Source organism: Herbaspirillum sp. Her2 (assembly GCF_057961375.1).
Genome location: NZ_CM176331.1, coordinates 2,460,593 through 2,478,825, shown reverse-complemented (window position 1 = coordinate 2,478,825; position 18,233 = coordinate 2,460,593). Strand labels below are relative to the sequence as shown.

Sequence of the window (18,233 nt, the reverse complement as noted above, 5' to 3'; positions counted from 1 at the left end):
GTCTTATTGTCCCTTTTCAGCCAGGAAAGCGTTGAAACCATGATCCAGATACGCCGACAGAGGCAGCTCGTCGGACAGCACGGCCGCGTCGATGTCGGCCAGGTAGCTCACGCGCTTGGCGTTTTCATGCTGATAGATGCCGGCGAACAGGATGATGCCCACCAGCAGCGGTGCCGCCACGCCCAGGCGGCTCCACCACGACGGTTTCTCGGGCGACATCATGGTGCCACCGAAGGCACCGGCCAGCGCCGGCTGTTCCACGCGCTTGTGGATCGGGGCCTGTTTCTTGCGCGCCAAGGCCACGCGACGCGCGGCCGACAGGCCTTGCAAGGTGTCGTCGGACAGGTTGTCAAGATTGGCGTCAAGCGCCAGCTTCACCTTGTAGGCGAATTGCATTTCCTTGTTGTTCATAATGAGATTCCTTTGGCTCTGAGAGCTTGAGCCAGCGCGTGCGTTGCGCGGGAGCAATGGGTTTTGACGCTACCTTCGGAGCAACCCATGGCGGCGGCTGTTTCCGCCACGTCCATGTCCTGCCAGTAACGCATCAGGAATGCTTCCCGTTGACGCGTTGGCAGCTTTTGTATTTCGGCGTCGATCAGGTTCAGCGTCTGCTCGCGCTCGACCTTGTCTGCGCTGGATTCGGCAGCCTGGGAGCCGTCTTCCGATTCCAGGCTTTCCAGCAGGTCGAAATCGTCGCCGCCCTCGCCGTCGCCGCCATTGCCCCCGAAGCTGGAGAACAGGCTCACCCAGGTGTTGCGCACCTTTTCGCGGCGGAAGAAATCATGAATGGTGTTCTGCAGGATGCGCTGGAACAGCATCGGCAGTTCATCGACAGGCTTGTCGCCGTATTTCTCGGCCAGCTTGATCATTGCATCCTGAACGATGTCCAACGCGGCTTCATCTTTGCGCACGGCATACACCGCCTGTTTGAAGGCGCGGCGTTCGACACTTTCAAGAAAATCGGAGAGTTCTTTGTCAGTTGCCATGCAATACGGTGTGCCGGATGGGTCACCGGTCAGATCAGTTAAAAACCTGCATCCTGGCCGGCGTAGATGCGAAAAATGCAAGAAATCGTCAAAAAGCAGACCGAATGCTAGCAAAAATGGTCCTCTTTGTCCTGAAGTTTATCCTCGGCGGCCCCAGCGAACGCGAGTATTGGCAACGATTTCACAGGAATTCGCTTGACCAAAATGATGCAACGCATTACTGTCCTGTTTCCCGCCTCCCACATCTGGGGCGTTTTTGTTCCTTGCCGGTGCTTCACATAAGGTCGTGCCGGTTCGAGGAAACGCTTTATAGGTTTAAAGCTTGTTTGTTCTAACCCGTGCCACAAGCGCGAGGAATCTGTAGAAGTCGATTTGTACCAAGGCTGAACGAGTCGCGTTGAGCGGCGTTTCAAACTCCACTACGGTTGGAGCGCAGAAACGGCGTGACCGCACAATAAAGGGATGCTGCCGGCAAGACGATGAATGCGATTCCGTCAGGAGAGAACATCCGATCAATTTCCAATGGACCTTGAAAGGAAGCAGCATGAGTGCTGAGCAACTCACCGGCGCGGACATACTCGTCCGTTGCCTCGCTGAAGAGGGTGTTGAACACGTCTTCGGCTATCCTGGTGGCGCCGTCCTCTATATCTACGACGCAATCTTCAAGCAAGACAAATTCCAGCACATCCTGGTTCGTCACGAACAGGCCGCCGTGCATGCCGCTGATGCGTATTCGCGCAGCTCGCAGAAAGTCGGCGTGGCCATCGTCACGTCCGGCCCCGGCGTGACCAATGCGGTCACCGGCCTGGCCACGGCCTACATGGACTCGATTCCCATGGTGGTGATCTCCGGCCAGGTGCCGTCGACCGCCATCGGCCAGGACGCGTTCCAGGAGTGCGACACCGTCGGTATCACCCGCCCTTGCGTGAAGCACAACTTCCTCGTGAAGGATGTGAAGGACCTGGCGGAGACCGTCAAGAAAGCCTTCTTTATCGCCACCACCGGCCGTCCCGGCCCGGTCCTGGTCGATATCCCGAAGGACATCACCATGCATACCTGCGCCTACGAGTATCCGAAGGCGGTGGAAATGCGTTCCTACAAGCCGGTCGACAAGGGCCACTCGGGCCAGATCCGCAAGGCGCTGCAGCTGCTGCTGTCGGCCGAGCGTCCGATGATCTATACCGGCGGCGGCATCATCCTGGCCAATGCTTCGCCCGAGCTGAACAAGCTGGTCGATCGCCTGGGCTATCCCTGTACCAACACGCTCATGGGCCTGGGCGCGTATCGTTCGTCCAGCGACAAGTTCGTCGGCATGCCCGGCATGCACGGTACCTACGAAGCCAACATGGCCATGCAGCACTGCGACGTGTTGATCGCCATTGGTGCGCGCTTCGATGACCGCGTGATCGGCAACCCGAAGCACTTCGCCTCGAATGCCCGCAAGATCATCCATATCGATATCGACCCTTCGTCGATTTCCAAGCGCGTCAAGGTCGACATCCCCATCGTGGGCAACGTCAAGGACGTGCTGCAGGAACTGCTCTCGCAGCTGGATTCAGCCGAGACCCGCCAGAACGGCGCGGCGCTGGATGCCTGGTGGAAGCAGATCAACGAATGGCGCAAGCGTGACTGTCTGAAGTTCGCTACCTCCGACGAATTCATCAAGCCGCAATCCGTGGTGCAGAAGGTGTGGGAAGTGACCAAGGGCGATGCCTTCATCACCTCCGACGTCGGCCAGCACCAGATGTGGGCCGCGCAGTACTACGGTTTCGACAAGCCGCGCCGCTGGATCAATTCCGGTGGCCTGGGCACCATGGGCGTGGGCCTGCCGTACGCCATGGGCGTGCAGATGGCCAACCCCGATGCGACGGTGGCCTGCATCACCGGCGAAGCCTCGATCCAGATGTGCATCCAGGAACTGGCGACCTGCAAGCAGTATCACCTGACGCCCAAGATCATTCTCCTGAACAACCGCTTCCTGGGTATGGTGCGCCAGTGGCAGCAGATCGACTATGGTTCGCGCTATTCCGAGTCCTACATGGATTCGCTGCCGGACTTCAACAAGCTGGCGGAGTCCTATGGCCACGTCGGCATGAAAATCGAGAAACCGGGCGATGTCGACGGCGCGCTGCGCGAAGCCTTCGCCATGAAGGACAGGCTGGTCTTCATGAACTTCATCACGGATCAAACCGAGAACGTCTGGCCGATGGTCAAGGCGGGCAAGGGTTTGACTGAAATGTTGCTGGGTTCGGAGGATCTCTAACATGCGCCATATCATTTCTGTGCTGCTGGAAAACGAAGCCGGCGCATTGTCCCGTGTCGTGGGCCTGTTCTCCGCACGCGGCTACAACATCGAAACGCTCACCGTTGCACCCACCGAAGATTCGACCCTGTCGCGCATGACCATCGTGACCTCGGGTTCGGATGATGTGATCGAACAGATCACCAAACACCTGAACCGCCTGATCGAGGTGGTGAAGGTCGTCGATCTGACCGAAGGCGCGCACATCGAGCGCGAACTGATGCTGATCAAGGTGCGCGCAGTGGGCAAGGAACGGGAAGAGATGAAGCGCACTGCGGATATCTTCCGCGGCCGCATCATCGACGTCACCGAGAAGACCTACACGATCGAGCTGACCGGCGCCAAGAGCAAGCTGGACGCCTTCATCGACGCCCTGGATCGCACCGCGATCCTGGAAACGGTCCGTACCGGCGGCTCCGGCATCGGCCGCGGCGAACGGATCCTGAAGATCTGATCGACCGCGCCAGCAGTACGCATCACACACACATACATACATTCAAATTCGAGTTACTCGGAACATAGGAAAAAATCATGAAAGTTTTCTACGACAAAGACGCAGACCTGTCCCTGATCAAGAACAAGAACGTGACCATCATCGGTTACGGTTCGCAAGGCCACGCTCACGCCCTGAACCTGAAGGATTCCGGCGTCAAGGTGACCGTCGGCCTGCGCAAGGGTGGCGCTTCGTGGAACAAGGCTGAACAGGCTGGCCTGAAGGTCGCCGAAGTCAATGACGCGGTCAAGGATGCCGACGTCATCATGATCCTGCTGCCGGACGAAAACATCGGCCAGGTCTATGCAGAAAACGTCGCTCCCTTCGCCAAGCAAGGCGCGACCGTGGCCTTCGCGCACGGCTTCAACATCCACTATGGCCAAGTCGTGCCGCGCGCTGACCTGGACATCATCATGATCGCCCCCAAGGCCCCCGGCCACACCGTGCGTTCGACCTACAGCCAGGGTGGCGGCGTGCCGCACCTGATCGCCGTGCACCAGGACAAGTCCGGCTCGGCCCGTGACCTGGCCCTGTCGTACGCCACCGCCAACGGCGGCGGCCGTGCCGGCATCATCGAAACCAACTTCCGCGAAGAAACCGAAACCGACCTGTTCGGCGAACAAGCCGTGCTGTGCGGCGGTACCGTGGAACTGATCAAGGCCGGTTTCGAAACCCTGGTCGAAGCTGGCTACGCGCCGGAAATGGCCTACTTCGAGTGCCTGCACGAACTCAAGCTGATCGTCGACCTGATCTATGAAGGCGGCATCGCCAACATGAACTACTCGATCTCCAACAACGCCGAATACGGCGAGTACGTGACCGGCCCGCGCGTGATCAACGCCGAGAGCAAGGCTGCCATGAAGAAGGTCCTGGAAGACATCCAGACCGGCGAATACGCCAAGAGCTTCATCCTGGAAAACAAGGCCGGTGCTCCGACCCTGATGTCGCGTCGTCGTATCAACGCCGAACACCAGATCGAAATCGTGGGCGAGAAGCTGCGCGCCATGATGCCCTGGATCAAGGCCAACAAGCTGGTCGACCAGAGCAAGAACTGATCTGCCGCTACAAGCCGCAGTCGAAGAAAACGCCACGGTTCGCCGTGGCGTTTTTTTTGGTCCGTGAGCCAGGGAAGGGTGGTGGAGTTGTCATTGTGTTACGCCTTGTTGCACTTGGCCAAGAACCAATCCTTGACGGCGGTCGTCGAAGTGCAGGGTTGATGCTTTCGCTATGAAGCTATCATCACCCCGTCACCGACCAAGAATAAAGAGGATCCCTTATGACACCTTCCCGCAAACTGATGCTGGGCGCACTCCTGGCCACCGCCTGTATTGCCACCCAGGCGCAGACCGCCATGAGCGCGCCGGCCCCGGTCCCGACCACCGGCACCATGGTCGTGGTGCCAGCCAACGGCGAGATCAGCGTACCGAACGACCAGGCTCGCGTCACCCTGCAAGTGGAAGAGCAGGACAAGGACAAGGCCGCTGCCGCCTCCCGCGTGAACCAGAAGATGAAGCAGGGCATTGACCTGCTCAAGCGCCAGGACCCGCAAGCGGCGTTGAAGAGCTACGGCTATTACACCTATGCGGTCTATGCTGAACCGCCGCAAGTCACGTCGCAACAGCCCCGCCAGCCAGCCAAGGCACGGCAAGTCGTGGGATGGCGCGTCGGCCAGTATCTGGAGATGACCACCGAGAACCTGGCCGCGCTGCCCAAGACCGTCTCTTCGGCCCAGGCCCTGATGAGCCTGAACGGCCTGCAATTCCGCCTGAGCCCGGCGGCCGCCAAGAAGCTGGATGCCACGCTGGTCCACGCCACCTACCGCAACCTGGAAGAGCGCATCGGCTTCATCGCCAATGCCATGCATCGCGCCCCGTCGGATGCCGTGATTGAAACCGTGGACTTCGAAGGCTCGGGCAACTACGCCGCGCCCGCTCCCGCCCCGATGATGGCCAAGGCCATGCGTGCCGACATGGTCCAGGAAAGCACGACGGTGGCCGAGCCCAGCTTCGAGCCTGGTGAATCCACCGTGAGCATGCGTCTGGTGGGCAAGGTGCGCTTCAAGTAAGCGAACATACCGGACTGTTCGCGCCGGACAGTTCATATCAAGAATCGTCAACCCGCTCGGGTCGGCAGGGAAGGGAGGCTATAATCGGCCTCCTTTTCCGTTTCAAGAAGATCATCTCATCATGCGGACCATCACCAAGCTGCTGCTGCCACTCTTCACCGCACTGGTGGCCAGCACGGCGCATGCCGACATCTGTGCCGACCTGCGTGCCATCCACCAGCAGTCGCAATCGCACTTCGACGGCTGGAAGAAAGACGGCCCCGATGCCGTCATGAAGGGCGACAAGCGCGGCCCCGTCTATCTCTCCAATTTCATGCTGGATGGTGCCGAGAGCTGCGCCATTGCCGACAATTCCTCGGTCTATACCTGCATCTGGCGCTATTCGACGCCAGCGGACATGGGCCGTGCCTACCAGCGCCTGGTCAACGATGTGAAGGCTTGTGCACCGCTGGCCAAGGAGCCGCCAGGCATCATCGCCGACGAGCCGCAGGAACGCCGCCAGGGCGACCTGCGCCAGATCACCGAAGTCACCGGCCTGGACTATGCCGATGCCGAAGTGACGATCCTGATCGGACAGATGCAACTGACCGGTCCGCGCGGGCTGGCGCGCAATGAACTCAAGCTGAGTTTCTCCCGCCCGCAGCCGCGCTGAGCCGGTGCCGGGCAATGCCCGGGCCCGGTTCTCGAAAAATTGTCCTGGATGCCCCGAGATGCACCGCCACCGGCCGGATGGCGGTGCATTTCATTGCATTTAACGGGCGCTGGACTAGAATAGGCACGCTTTTACTTTTGAACTTTCCGCGAGTACCGCGCGATCATTGGAGCAACATTGAACAATAACCACTATCCCCATCCCATCATCGCCCGCGAAGGCTGGCCCTTCCTGACCATCGCCGTGGTCGTGGCAGCGCTGGCAACCTATTTCTGCGGCGCCTGGTCCTTCCCGCTGTGGATCATCGCGCTGTTCGTCCTGCAGTTCTTCCGCGATCCGCCGCGCGTGATCCCGCAATCCGCCAATGCCGTGTTGTCCCCGGCCGATGGCCGCATCGTCGTCGTGGCCCGCGCCCATGACCCCTACACCGACCGCGAAGCCCTGAAGATCAGCGTTTTCATGAACGTCTTCAACGTCCACTCCAACCGTGCCCCGGTGGATGGCAAGATCGAGAAGGTGCAGTACTTCCCCGGCAAGTTCGTCAATGCCGACCTCGACAAGGCCTCGCTGGAAAACGAGCGCAATGCCCTGGCCATCACCACTACCAGTGGGCACAGCGTGACCTGCGTGCAGGTGGCCGGCCTGATCGCGCGCCGCATCCTGTGCTACGTCAAGGCGGGCGATACCCTGGCCCGTGGCCAGCGCTACGGTTTCATCCGCTTCGGTTCGCGCGTGGACGTCTACCTGCCGCTGACGGCCACTCCCAAGGTCACCGTCGGTGAAAAGGTCTCGGCCACCGAAACCATTCTGGCCGAACTCTGATCACACCATGAAGGCCTCACCGTGGCGCGCGCCAGCCTGTGCTTGCAGCAGCGTCACGGATGAGGCCCGAGCGCAGACTGCGTGCTGCGATTTCCGTCCTCCTCACTGATAGACATCGATGCCCACATTACGACGACGCAAGGCCAAAGCCGGCATTCCCTTCCCGAAATCGCTGCGCCGCCCCAAGGCTGCGCAACTGGACGAGGCCGGGCAGGTAGTGGCACGGCGGCGCTCGCGCGGCATCTACCTGTTGCCCAACGCCTTCACCACGGCCGCGCTGTTCTGCGGTTTCTACGCCATCGTGATGGCCATGAACCTGAAGTTCGACTACGCCTCCATCGCCATCTTCGTGGCCATGGTGCTCGACAGCCTGGATGGCCGCGTGGCCCGCATGACCAATACGCAAAGCGAATTCGGCGCCCAGTACGACAGCCTTTCCGACATGGTCTCCTTCGGTGCCGCCCCGGCCCTGGTGGTCTATGAATGGTCGCTGCGCGGCATGGGCAAGCTGGGCTGGCTGGCAGCCTTCGTGTATTGCGCCGGCGGTGCCTTGCGCCTGGCTCGCTTCAATACCAACATCGCCGTGGTCGACAAGCGCTACTTCCAGGGCTTGCCCAGCCCCGCGGCTGCGGCCCTGGTGGCCGGCTTCGTCTGGCTGATGGATGACCTGCGTTTTGCCGGCACTGACCTGAGCTGGTATGGCTGGGTCATCACCCTCTACGCCGGCATCACCATGGTCACCAATGTGCCGTTCTACAGCTTCAAGGATGTCAACTTCCGCAAGCCGGTGCCCTTCATTGCGGCACTGCTGGTGGTGGTGGCGCTGGTGCTCATTTCCAGCGATCCGTCCAAGGTGCTGTTCGGGCTGTTCGTGCTGTATGGCCTGTCCGGCTATGGCGTCTACATCTGGCGCCGCATCAAGGGCAAGCCGGTCAGTATTGTGCAGACCAAGGATGAGCATGGCGATCTGCCGCACTGATGCCCGTTAAGCCTGACGGAGCATCTTCCCGCAGGACAAGAAACACCCGGCCCCGGCCGGGTGTTTTGCATTGCGCCGGGCATCGGCCGGTCAGCACCGTCACGTCTGCCTTGCCGAGCGGGGCAGAGTTTCCTAGAATCCCATGGTAAGCGCGTTGCTGCATATCGCGCGTTGATGGTATGAACATGGCGATCACATCCTCCACCTTGACCACGCTGGGCAGCCTGGATCCCTACGGCCTGGGCAGCAGCGGCACTTCCAATCCGGTGACTGCAGCCAGCAATCCTGCGGCCGTAGCGCAGGCGGTCGAGCTGTCGTCGGAGGCCTCGGTGATCGTGACTCTGGGCGGCGGGTCCTCCGCCAATTCCGGCCTCACCTACAATGCGGCGGGGCTGTTTGATTCCATCGTCAATGCCGGTTCGTCGGCCGGCACCTCCACCGATCTCACCCAGAACCAGGCCACCCAGAGCTATTACCAGGGGGTGCTGGGCAGCATCGTCACGCCGGGGGCGACTTCGGGCATCTATGATGGCTCAGGCGTGTTCGCCGGCGAGGAGCTCAGTTCGCAGCTCTCCCTGCTACTCAAATCCCAGCCTGATCTGACCGGTTCCATCGTCGAGGACATCGTCAACCAGAACGTGGTCGGCGGCCTGATCTCGACCATGGCCTGAGGCGGCGTCCCTTTATTCCTGGCAGTTCAGTCGGTGATGAGTGCGGCCAGCTGTGCGCATAGCGCGGCATCCTGCGCGCTGCGTTCGCTGACGCGATGATCCACGCCCGGCAGGTCGACGATGCGGCAGTCGCTGGCCGAGCTGGCGTGCTGGCGGATCAGCTCGGCGATCTCGGCCGGGATGACGGCATCCTCGCTGGCGCGGATCAGGGTGAGCCGTCCGCGATAAGCACGGATCATCTGCAGCACTTCGGCATCCCGCCAGCTGTGCGGGCGCCGCAAGGCCGCGCTGAAGGCCGGCCCGAAAGGCAACATGAAGGCGGCACCGTCATAGAGCGCACCGACCAGCGTGACGACATGGGCGATCTGGTTTTCCGCCCGGCAGGCCAGGCGCAGGGCGATTTCGCCGCTCATGCTCACGCCCACGACGGTGCGCGGCGAGACGGTGAGGCGGTCCAGCGCGGCTTGCGCTTCGACCAGGCGTTTGGACAGGGAATTGGGCAGCAGGGCACTGCTTTGCCCATGGCCGGAAAAATCGATGGCGGCACTGCCGCAGCCTCGTGCGGCAAGGGCCTGCCGCAGTGGCCATTGGCGCTGCCGATCCCCTTGCCCGGCCCCGTGCAGCACCAGTGTATGGACGGGCTGGCCGGGCGCGCTGCGCAGAATATCGGCCGCCAGCGTTTCCGCGCCCGCCGCCAGGGCCAGTTCTTCACGCGGGCAGGGATAGCGCGCGGACACGTTTTCAGGCGTCCGGATGACGGCGTTCGAGGCCTGGCGTGCTGGCGTAATAATGGCGTTTGGCTTCATACATCAGGCTGTCGGCCCGCTGCACCACCTGCTCCAGACGCTCGCCGGGAACGCCGGTAGCCGCGCCCATCGACAGGCTCAACGAGACGCCCGAATAGTACTGATTGTTCACTTCGACCAGTTTCTGGATCTGGTCCATCAGCAACTGGCAGCCACGCTCGTCGGTGGCCGGCAGCAGGATGGCGAATTCGTCACCGCCGGTGCGCGCCACGCTGCAGGGACGTTCCACCGCCTTGCCCAGCACTTCCCCCACGCGGCGCAGCAGGGCGTCGCCGGTGGCGTGGCCCAGCTCGTCGTTGACTTCCTTCAGGCCATTGAGGTCAGCCACGATCACGCTGACCGGGAAGGGACCCTTGCGCTCCAGGCGGTTGAGTTCGTCGACCATGTAGGCGCGGTTGTGCAGCTTGGTCAGTTCATCGTGCTTGCCGAGGAATTCCAGATAGGCTTCGGCCTTTTTGCGGGCGGTGATGTCGGTGAGCGCCACCAGCACCAGGTCCCAGTTTTTCTCGTGACCGGGGAAGACAGAAAACTGCAGATGGACGTGAAGGGTTTCACCGGTCAGCGAGTAGTTCACTACCTCACGGTGGTGCAGCAGGTTGCCGTTCCACAGCTCGATCAACTGTTCGTTGAAATGCGGACGCATGTCGTCGCGGAACACGTCGGACAGCCGCGAGAGCAGGGTGGCCTTGTCCGGGGCAGCGAACATGGACAGTGTCTGCAGGTTCACATCGATGACGCGGATTTCCTGCATGCAGCGCTCCACGAATTCCGGATGCACATCCGTGAAGGTGCGGAAATCGGTGATGCCGATGCGGTGCAGGTCGTCGAAGAGGCGCTTGACCGCGCTGAAATCTTCCACCCACAAGGAAATGGGTGAATATTCGAACAGGCCGCGCGCATAGTTTTCGCTGCGGGAAAGCTTCTTGCGGGCCGTCTCGCGCTCGGTGACGTTCTCGATGGCCAGCAGCACGTAATCCCAGCTCTCTTCGCTGCCGGGCATGATGCGCCCGGAGAGCTGGATGTCCAGCCGCTTGCCGCCCAGGGTGTAGTTGACGGTATAGCTGGAGAAGGTCGTGCCGCCATTCCACAACTGCACCATTTCATCGATGAAGGTGTCGAGCATGTCATCCCGGAAGATCTTGTCCAGGTTGGCCACCAGGTGCGCCAGGTCGCGCGCTTCATACCATTCCAGGGTGCGCCGGTTGACGTCGACCACGCGGATCTGCATGGCACAGGCCTGGGCGCGGCTGGGATCCACGGTCAGATAGCTGCGCAGGTCGGTCACGCCGTCGGCGCGCCACTGGTCGAACAGGCGCTTCAGGCCGCTGTAGTCCTCTTTCCATAAGGAAATGGGCGTGAGGTCGAAGGTCTCTTGTTCGGAAAGGGCCGGGATGGAAGCCGGAACGGAGCGGGCGAGGGAGGATTCGTTCTGCATGACACTTCATCTTTTGCTGATGATGAAGTGTAATAGTTTTACGGAAACTCCTGCAGCTCTTCCATCGCCCGTTCACCCCGTTTTGCGCAATTTTATTGCTCGAAAAGCGCGAATGATGCGAAATCGTTAACTAAAAGTTAATTTTCATCAATCCATCCGGCTGCCCGTGGCCTGATTGCTCAATGGCCAGGACCCCATTCCGGCGCGCTCCGCCCGCTCCGCAGCGTGCGCAGCCAGACCACCAAGGGCGCATACCATGCCTGCGCTATCGGACGCAGGCACAGCAGTTCACCCTCGTGCGTGGCCAGCACACCGATCCAGCCCTCGTGCGCCAGCACCATCCTTTCTCCGTCGCTCAGCCGGGTCTGGCGGCTCACCAGACGGTCCGCCTGCCATTGCGCCGATTCGGTCACGCGCACTTGCGGCGCCTGGCACAGCAGCTGGCTGCCGGCAGGCAGCCAGAGTTGCAGATGCTGGCCGGCGGCCAGTGGCAGGACCTGGGTGGTGGTGGGGGCGGTCAGCGGGGCGGGCATGGTGTTCTCCTTGTTGATGGGCCAGCCTGCAGTCTAGGGAGGGCGGCGCGGCGACAACAGGCACAGGAAAATTCACTCTGCTGCGTAACAGGCTGCAGCTTTTTGCTCTGTTACCCCTGCTTTTCGCCTACTCTGTATCTGTTCTGGTTTCGTCCTCACGAAGATGATGACTGTTATGGATACCCGCCCGCACCTCCCCGACATGAAGCCCACGGCACCGCCGCCGGCCACTGCATCGGCCGCCCTTGCCGCCGCCCCCGACAACGGACGCCAGCCCCTGTACCGTCGTCTGGCCGAGCATTATCAAGGAGCCATCCAGTCCGGCACCCTGGTGGCCGGCGACCGCATGCCCTCGGTGCGCGACCTGATGCGCCAGCACCAGGTGAGTTTGTCGACGTCCTTGCAGACGCTGCGCCATATGGAAGAGGGCGGCTGGCTGGAAGCGCGTCCGCGTTCCGGCTACTTCGTGCGCCAGCCGCGCCGTTCGGCGATCCGGCCGGTGCAGGAGCCCAAGAGCCTGATGGCCATCGATCCCGAGCAATATGCGGGCATCCACGAAAAGGTCTCCAAGTACATCGCCCTGCGCCAGAGCGGGGCACCGCGCATCGACCTGTCCGGCATGACCTGTGCGCCCGAGCTCTATGCGGTGGAAACCCTGAAGCAGGCCGCCATGCGGGCCCTGCGCGAGCGCCCCGAACTGCTCACCAGCGCCATGCCGCACAACGGCAATGCTACCTTCCGCCAGGCAGTGGCACGGCGTGCATTGCATCACGGCATGCGTATCGATCATGAAGAAGTGGTGGTCACCCACGGCTGCATCGAGGCGCTCAACCTTGCCCTGCGCGCGGTGGCCGGGCCGGGCGACACGATCGCGGTGGAGTCACCGACTTACTTCGGCCTGCTGCAGGCACTGGAAAACCTCGGCATGAAGGCGCTGGAAATCCCGACCAGCCCGCACACCGGCATCTCGGTAGAAGCGCTGGAACTGGCCGTGCGCACCTACGGCAACATCAAGGGCGTGGTGGTGGTGCCCAACCTGCAGAATCCGCTGGGCTGCATCATGCCCGACGAGCACAAGGACAAGCTGGTACGCCTGTGTGAAGAATTGCGCCTGCCCCTGATCGAAGACGACGCCTATACCGAGCTGGCCGACGGCAACGTGCCGCCCTCCAGCCTCAAGAGCCGCGACCGCAGCGGCAATGTGATCTATTGCGCGTCGCTCAACAAGGTGCTGGCGCCCGGCATGCGGCTGGGCTGGATGAATGGCGGGCGCTGGCATGAGCGGGTCAAGATGCTCAAGTTCACCCACACCCGCGCCAATGAGGAATGGACCCAGGTCACCGCCGCCGACTTCATCGCCAGCCCCGCCTATGACCGCCATCTGCGCCGCCTGCGCCAGTTGCTCAAGGAACAGCGTGAACGCATGGCCGAGTCGATCGCAGCCTATTTCCCGGAAGGTACGCGCCTGAATGTGCCCAATGGCGGCGTCGGGCTGTGGGTGGAGCTGCCGGCGCAGGTCTGCTCGCAGCAGTTGTTCGAGCGGGCGCTGCTGGAGGGCGTGGGGGTGTCGCCGGGGGCCATCTTCTCCAATTCCAACCGCTACGGTCACTTCCTGCGCATCTGCTGTGGCCATCCCTTCACCCGCGAACTCGACCAGGCCCTGCGCCGCCTGGGCAGCATCGGGCACAGCCTGGCTTTCCTGTAGAGCTTGGCAAGCTTTCAAGAGAATCAGGCATTGCCCGAAAGGGCAGTCTGCTGCAGACTTGTAAAGAAAATGTAAAGAGCGCCGGACTTTTCTTCCGGTGCCTCCATGCGCTTTACGAGGGGAGCCGTTCATGCCTGAGCAGCAGACTACGCAGATCCAGCCACTGCACGCTGTCCGCCTGAACGCGGCCATCGATGCCCACATGGCGGGCCGCCGGGAAGAAGCCCGCGCCGTCTACGAAGCCGTGCTGGAAGACGATCCCATCGAGCCGGTCGCCTTGCACTTCTACGGCATCTGGCTGCACCAGGCCGGACGCCATGCCGAGGCGCTGGACAAGCTGGAGCTCTCCAGTGCGCTGGAACCCGAGAATGCCGCCTGGCACAACGACCTGGGCAATGTCCTGTTTGCGCTGGGCGAGCTGGACGGTGCTGCGCAGGCGTATGGTGCGGCGCTGGAAGCCGCGCCCGCAGATCACACGATCTGGAACAACCTGGGGGCCACGCACATGCAGCGGGGCCGCAATGAGGAGGCCATTGCCGCCTTTCAGCGTGCGGTGGAGATCGCCCCCGAATTCCTGCCGGCGCTGCTGCACCTGGGCAATCTCTTCGAGGCTGCCGGCGACAAGATGCAGGCTTCGCACTATCAGTGCCGCGCCTACGTGTTGCCGCCGATGGAGGGCAAGTCCTGGGAGATGGTCGGCATTTCCTTCTACTTCCTCGGCCGCCTGGAAGAAGCTGCAGAAGCCTATCGCGCCTGGTTGGCCAGCGAACCCGACAATCCGATTGCGGCCCACATGCTGGCCGCCTGCTCGCAGTTGGATGTGCCCACGCGCGCCTCGGATCGTTACCTCGAATCGCACTTCGACCGCTACGCCGAGACGTTTGAAACCAATTTGCTGCACAGCCTCGGCTATCGCGGCCCCAGCCTGATCGGGCAGGGCGTGGCCCTGGTCACGCAGGCGGCGCGCCAGTTTGCCACCATCGACATCGGTTGCGGGACCGGGCTGTGCGGGACCTATTTGCGGCCTTATTCGCAGCATCTGACCGGCGTGGACCTGGCCGGCAAGATGCTGGAAAAGGCCGCGGCCACCGGCCACTACGATCAGCTGGAAAAGGCCGAGATCACCGACTACCTCCTGCGTCATCCGCAAAGCTGCGACCTGGTCACGGCGGCGGATACGATGATCTATTTCGGGGATCTGGAGAACGTGTTCAAGGCGGTTGCTGCTGTCTTGAAACCGGGCGGGTACTTCGTCTTCACGGTGGAGGTGCTCACGCCCCAGGACGGGGTGGAGCAAGGCCATCGGCTGCATGCCAGCGGACGCTACCGCCATGGCCGCGATTATGTGCGCACGTTGCTGCAGGCACAGGGCATGGAGCCGCTGCATCAGCGTGATGAAGTATTGCGCGAGGAAGTGCGCCAGCCAGTGGCCGGCATGCTGTTCGTGGCGCGCCGGCAGTGAAGCGACGCGTCACGAGGGACGGCATCGGTCAGGCTGCGGCCTTGAGCGTCGCTTCCACCTGTTCACGCCGAGGGATGGGGTCCACTGCGCCGTAGCCGGTGGTCGAGAGGGCGGCCGCGACGTTGGCATAGCGCGCTGCCTGGAAGGGATCGCGCCCGGCCATCAGCTCGGCCATGAAGGCCCCGCCAAAACAGTCCCCCGCACCCGTCGCATCCAGCGCCTGCACCGGATAGGGCGAGACCATGCGGCGCTCCTGGCGGGTAGCTACATAGCAGCCTTCATGGCCCAGCTTGAAGGCCACCAGCTTCACACCGTAATCCAGCAGGTGATCGACGATGGCGTCCCGGTCATCGAGTCCGGTCAGCATCGATACATCTTCCCAGCTCGGCAGGCAGACATCGCACAGGCGGAAGGCCTCGGCCATTTTCGCCTGTGCGCGTTCCAGCGGCCATAAACGCAGCCGCAGGTTGGTGTCGAGCGAGGTGGTCACGCCGGCGGCGCGCGCATGCGTCATGGCGGCCAGTCCGGCGTCGCAGGCGCTCTCGCTGATGGCCAGGCTGATGCCTGACAGGTGCAGGGCACCGGCAGCGGCGATGGCTTGCAAAGGCAAGTCGCCCACGGTGTAGCGGCTGGCTGCCGAGCCGGCACGGCGATAGTGGAAGTGATGTCCCTGATCGTCGTGCGTGACGAAGTACAGGCCGGTGCTGCCATTGGCTTGCACCGCCACGTGCTGTACGTCGACCTGCTCGCGCTGCCACAGCGCCAGCAGGTCCTGGCCGAAGTGGTCGTCCCCCACGGCGCTGACATAGCCCGACGCGGCACCCTGGCGGGCTGCCGCGATGGCGAAGTTGGAGGTGTCGCCGCCAAAACCTTGCAGGTACTGGCGCGGCGTGTCGATGCGCTGGTTGAATTCGACCATGGCTTCGCCGTAGGCGAGGATGGGTTTGTTCATGTGCTGTTCTTTCGCTCTTCTTTCCCGGGCATCGATCAGAAGAAGGTCTGCACGATGTCGGTCACATCGAAACGCTGGTCCACGACGACCAGGTGACGCCACTTGTCGAAGGTCAGGCAGGGGTGGGAGATGTCGAAGGCGATCATGTCGCCGACCTGGATATCGTCGCCCTCGGCAATCTTCAGGTAGGCGTGCTGGTCCATCATGCCGGTCACTTCCCAGTGCGCCGGGGTGGCTTGCGGCTGGGTATCCTGGCCCGGGCGGAAGCGCGTGACCGGGGCCGGCAGGCCGGCATCGAAAGCGGCATCGCGCTTGCCCAGGGCGATGATGGCCTTGTCGGCCTCGGGGATGGATTGCACGTAGGCCCACAGCTGCAGCGCCGGCTGCAGTTGGCTGCGCATGCTGTGCGCCACCGGATTGCGGACCTGGATCTGCGATTGCGCGGCACGATAGATGCCCACGTCATGGGTGAGATAGCAGCCCGGACGCAGCACCACGTCCAGCGCGGCACCGATGTCGGCCTGGCCGAATTCCTCGGCGACCACGTCGTACCAGGCCGAACCGGCCCCGGTCAGGATCGCCGGGCCCTGCGCCAGGCGGCGTGCCAGTTGGCCTTGCGCGGAAAGATCCTTCAGGCAGGCCACCGCGCGCTGCAGGAAACGGCGGATGTCGTCCTCTTCCTTGAGCACACCTTCATAAACCTCCACACCCGCCAGAGCCAGGCTGTCCCAGCGCGCAATGGCGGCCAGCACCGCCTGCTGCTGCGCGTCGTCACGCACGCCGGTGCGGCCGCCTGCGGGGCCCAGTTCCAGCAGGACGTTCAGGGTCTGCTTGCGCTCGGCGAAGAAGCGGCCCAGCTGATCGGCCAGCGCAGCCGAATCGACCAGGCAGAAGAATTCAAAAGAGGGGTCGGCCAGCAGCTCGGCAATGATGGCCATGTTGCGCTTGCCCACCAGCTGGTTGGCCATGATGACGCGGCGCACGCCGTGGTGATAGGCGGCCAGGGTCTGGTGGGCGGTGGCCAGGGTGATGCCCCAGGCGCCGGTGTCGAGCTGGCGTGCGAAGAGCTTGGGGGCCATGGTGGTCTTGCCGTGCGGGGCCAGCTTGACCTGGTACTGGCCGACGAAGTCCTGCATCCACTTCAGGTTGTGGGCGATCTTTTCTTCATACAACACCGCAGCCGGCAGGCTGATGTCTTCATTGAGCAGGTTCCAGCGCACCTTGCCCGCCTGTTGCGGGGTGAGGGGTTGCGCCAGCGCACCCAGGCCCTTGTTGAGCGGGTCGATCATGCCGGCCTGAAACTGGCTCTGGTAGTTTGTATCACTCATCGCTTTAATTCCTGTGAAATTAGGATTGACGTAATAATAGCCTTGAATTTACTATGTTTGCGCCGTGTTAGTAAATAACATAAATTGTTTGCGCGGCACCTTCCGGGGTCGCTGGTTGCATGGCCCGCCCATTCCCGCAGACTGAATTTTCCTTCCCATGGCGCAGACATTGGACATCATTTCCCGCATCACCGAGCGCAGCAGTACCTTGCGCCTGGCTGAACAGAAAGTGGCTGAAGCGATCCTGGGCGATCTGGCCACTGCTGCCAGCGCCAGCATCGGCGAGCTGGCCGGGAAGGCGGGCGTCTCGGTGGCCAGCGTGACCCGCTTTGCCAAAGCCATGGGCTGCCGCGACGTGCGCGAATTCAAGTTCCTGCTGGCCCAGGCGGTGGCGGTGGGGCAGCGCTTCTTCGATGGTGCCAAGACGGTGCCCTCCGAGCAGCCGCCGGAACTGGCCGACGTGGTCTACCGCGACATCCACGCGGTGCTGGAACTGAACCGTGCCATGCTCAACCCCGACATGCTGATGCAAGCCGCGCACCTGCTGCTGGGCGCGCGCATGATCTACTGCTTCGGCATGGGCGGCGGCTCCACCATGATGTCCGACGAGGCGCGCTATCGCCTGGTGCGCCTGGGCCGTCCGGTGGCGACCTATCACGATGCGGTGCTGCAGAAGATGGTGGCGGCCACCCTCGACAAGGACGACGTGCTGCTGGTCTTCTCGACCACCGGCAGCGTGCCCGAGCTGCTGGCCAGCTGCGAGGTGGCGCGCGAATACGGCGTCAAGCTGATCGCCATCACCGCCCTTGGATCGCCGCTTGCGAAGATGGCCGATGTGCTGCTGCCCATCAAGACGCTGGAAACCGACCTGATTTTCAAACCGTCCTCGTCGCGCTACGCCATGATGGCGACGCTGGACATGCTGGTGCTGGAGCTGGCCTTGCTGCACAAGGAAAGCAGCCAGGAACGCCTGCGCCGCCTCAAGTACGTGCTCGATGCCCATCGTGGCGGCGGCGACTTGCACCAGCCACTGGGAGACTGA

18 protein-coding genes are annotated in these 18,233 nt (G+C 62.5%); 11 read left to right on the top strand and 7 right to left on the bottom strand.

Annotated elements, in window-relative coordinates:
- Positions 1 to 3: 3 nt before the first annotated feature.
- Both ACWHXP_RS11305 and ACWHXP_RS11300 read right to left on the bottom strand, forming a co-directional pair.
- Positions 4 to 411, bottom strand: a complete 408-nt coding sequence (locus ACWHXP_RS11305; protein WP_489625206.1) for a DUF3619 family protein — start codon at positions 409 to 411, stop codon at positions 4 to 6.
- Positions 408 to 986, bottom strand: a complete 579-nt coding sequence (locus tag ACWHXP_RS11300; RefSeq protein WP_039786760.1) for an RNA polymerase sigma factor — start codon at positions 984 to 986, stop codon at positions 408 to 410. Before ACWHXP_RS11300 ends, ACWHXP_RS11305 begins: the two co-directional genes overlap by 4 nt.
- 544 nt (positions 987 to 1,530) lie before the next feature.
- Here ACWHXP_RS11300 and ACWHXP_RS11295 point away from each other — a divergent pair.
- The 8 genes from ACWHXP_RS11295 to ACWHXP_RS11260 all read left to right on the top strand — a co-directional run bounded on the left by ACWHXP_RS11295 (position 1,531) and on the right by ACWHXP_RS11260 (position 8,970).
- Positions 1,531 to 3,249, top strand: coding sequence for an acetolactate synthase 3 catalytic subunit (locus tag ACWHXP_RS11295; protein ID WP_039786758.1), 1,719 nt, complete (start codon positions 1,531 to 1,533; stop codon positions 3,247 to 3,249).
- Position 3,250: 1 nt separating this feature from the next.
- Complete coding sequence (gene ilvN / locus ACWHXP_RS11290; RefSeq protein WP_008327594.1) at positions 3,251 to 3,742, top strand: acetolactate synthase small subunit; 492 nt, start codon at positions 3,251 to 3,253, stop codon at positions 3,740 to 3,742.
- 77 nt (positions 3,743 to 3,819) lie between these two features.
- Positions 3,820 to 4,836: a ketol-acid reductoisomerase gene (gene ilvC, locus ACWHXP_RS11285; protein WP_121039124.1), complete on the top strand. Its 1,017-nt coding sequence runs from the start codon at positions 3,820 to 3,822 to the stop codon at positions 4,834 to 4,836.
- Between the two features lie 221 nt (positions 4,837 to 5,057).
- On the top strand, positions 5,058 to 5,846 hold the full coding sequence (locus tag ACWHXP_RS11280; protein ID WP_489633840.1) for an SIMPL domain-containing protein: 789 nt from the start codon (positions 5,058 to 5,060) through the stop codon (positions 5,844 to 5,846).
- Between the two features lie 121 nt (positions 5,847 to 5,967).
- On the top strand, positions 5,968 to 6,498 hold the full coding sequence (locus ACWHXP_RS11275) for a vesicle formation protein (RefSeq protein ID WP_121039130.1): 531 nt from the start codon (positions 5,968 to 5,970) through the stop codon (positions 6,496 to 6,498).
- 177 nt (positions 6,499 to 6,675) lie between these two features.
- Positions 6,676 to 7,320, top strand: a complete 645-nt coding sequence (locus tag ACWHXP_RS11270; protein ID WP_489625209.1) for a phosphatidylserine decarboxylase — start codon at positions 6,676 to 6,678, stop codon at positions 7,318 to 7,320.
- 118 nt (positions 7,321 to 7,438) lie between these two features.
- Positions 7,439 to 8,299, top strand: a complete 861-nt coding sequence (gene pssA, locus ACWHXP_RS11265; protein ID WP_121039133.1) for a CDP-diacylglycerol--serine O-phosphatidyltransferase — start codon at positions 7,439 to 7,441, stop codon at positions 8,297 to 8,299.
- 185 nt (positions 8,300 to 8,484) lie between these two features.
- Positions 8,485 to 8,970 carry a hypothetical protein gene (locus tag ACWHXP_RS11260; protein WP_489633841.1) on the top strand — a complete coding sequence of 162 codons (486 nt, stop codon included), beginning with the start codon at positions 8,485 to 8,487 and terminating at the stop codon, positions 8,968 to 8,970.
- Between the two features lie 26 nt (positions 8,971 to 8,996).
- On the opposite strand, the gene ACWHXP_RS11255 is transcribed toward ACWHXP_RS11260, so the two are convergent.
- The 3 genes from ACWHXP_RS11255 to ACWHXP_RS11245 form a co-directional block, all read right to left on the bottom strand.
- Positions 8,997 to 9,707: an alpha/beta fold hydrolase gene (locus ACWHXP_RS11255; RefSeq protein ID WP_489625211.1), complete on the bottom strand. Its 711-nt coding sequence runs from the start codon at positions 9,705 to 9,707 to the stop codon at positions 8,997 to 8,999.
- A 4-nt stretch (positions 9,708 to 9,711) separates the two neighbouring features.
- Positions 9,712 to 11,211, bottom strand: a complete 1,500-nt coding sequence (locus ACWHXP_RS11250; protein ID WP_489625212.1) for a sensor domain-containing diguanylate cyclase — start codon at positions 11,209 to 11,211, stop codon at positions 9,712 to 9,714.
- A 179-nt stretch (positions 11,212 to 11,390) separates the two neighbouring features.
- Positions 11,391 to 11,744, bottom strand: coding sequence for a hypothetical protein (locus ACWHXP_RS11245; protein ID WP_489633842.1), 354 nt, complete (start codon positions 11,742 to 11,744; stop codon positions 11,391 to 11,393).
- A gap of 202 nt (positions 11,745 to 11,946) precedes the next feature.
- Between ACWHXP_RS11245 and ACWHXP_RS11240 the strand changes: the two genes are divergently transcribed.
- Positions 11,947 to 13,449, top strand: a complete 1,503-nt coding sequence (locus ACWHXP_RS11240) for an aminotransferase-like domain-containing protein (protein ID WP_489635858.1) — start codon at positions 11,947 to 11,949, stop codon at positions 13,447 to 13,449.
- 130 nt (positions 13,450 to 13,579) lie between these two features.
- Positions 13,580 to 14,911: a tetratricopeptide repeat protein gene (locus tag ACWHXP_RS11235; protein WP_489633843.1), complete on the top strand. Its 1,332-nt coding sequence runs from the start codon at positions 13,580 to 13,582 to the stop codon at positions 14,909 to 14,911.
- Between the two features lie 28 nt (positions 14,912 to 14,939).
- Here ACWHXP_RS11235 and ACWHXP_RS11230 read toward each other — a convergent pair whose 3' ends face one another.
- Positions 14,940 to 15,863: a sugar kinase gene (locus ACWHXP_RS11230; protein ID WP_489633844.1), complete on the bottom strand. Its 924-nt coding sequence runs from the start codon at positions 15,861 to 15,863 to the stop codon at positions 14,940 to 14,942.
- Between the two features lie 35 nt (positions 15,864 to 15,898).
- The gene (locus ACWHXP_RS11225) at positions 15,899 to 17,191 is read right to left on the bottom strand and encodes an amino acid deaminase (RefSeq protein WP_489633845.1); all 1,293 of its coding nucleotides are present in this window, start codon (positions 17,189 to 17,191) and stop codon (positions 15,899 to 15,901) included.
- A gap of 157 nt (positions 17,192 to 17,348) precedes the next feature.
- On the opposite strand from ACWHXP_RS11225, the gene ACWHXP_RS11220 reads away from it, so the two are divergent.
- Entirely contained in the window at positions 17,349 to 18,233 is an 885-nt protein-coding gene (locus ACWHXP_RS11220; protein ID WP_489633846.1) for a MurR/RpiR family transcriptional regulator, read from the top strand.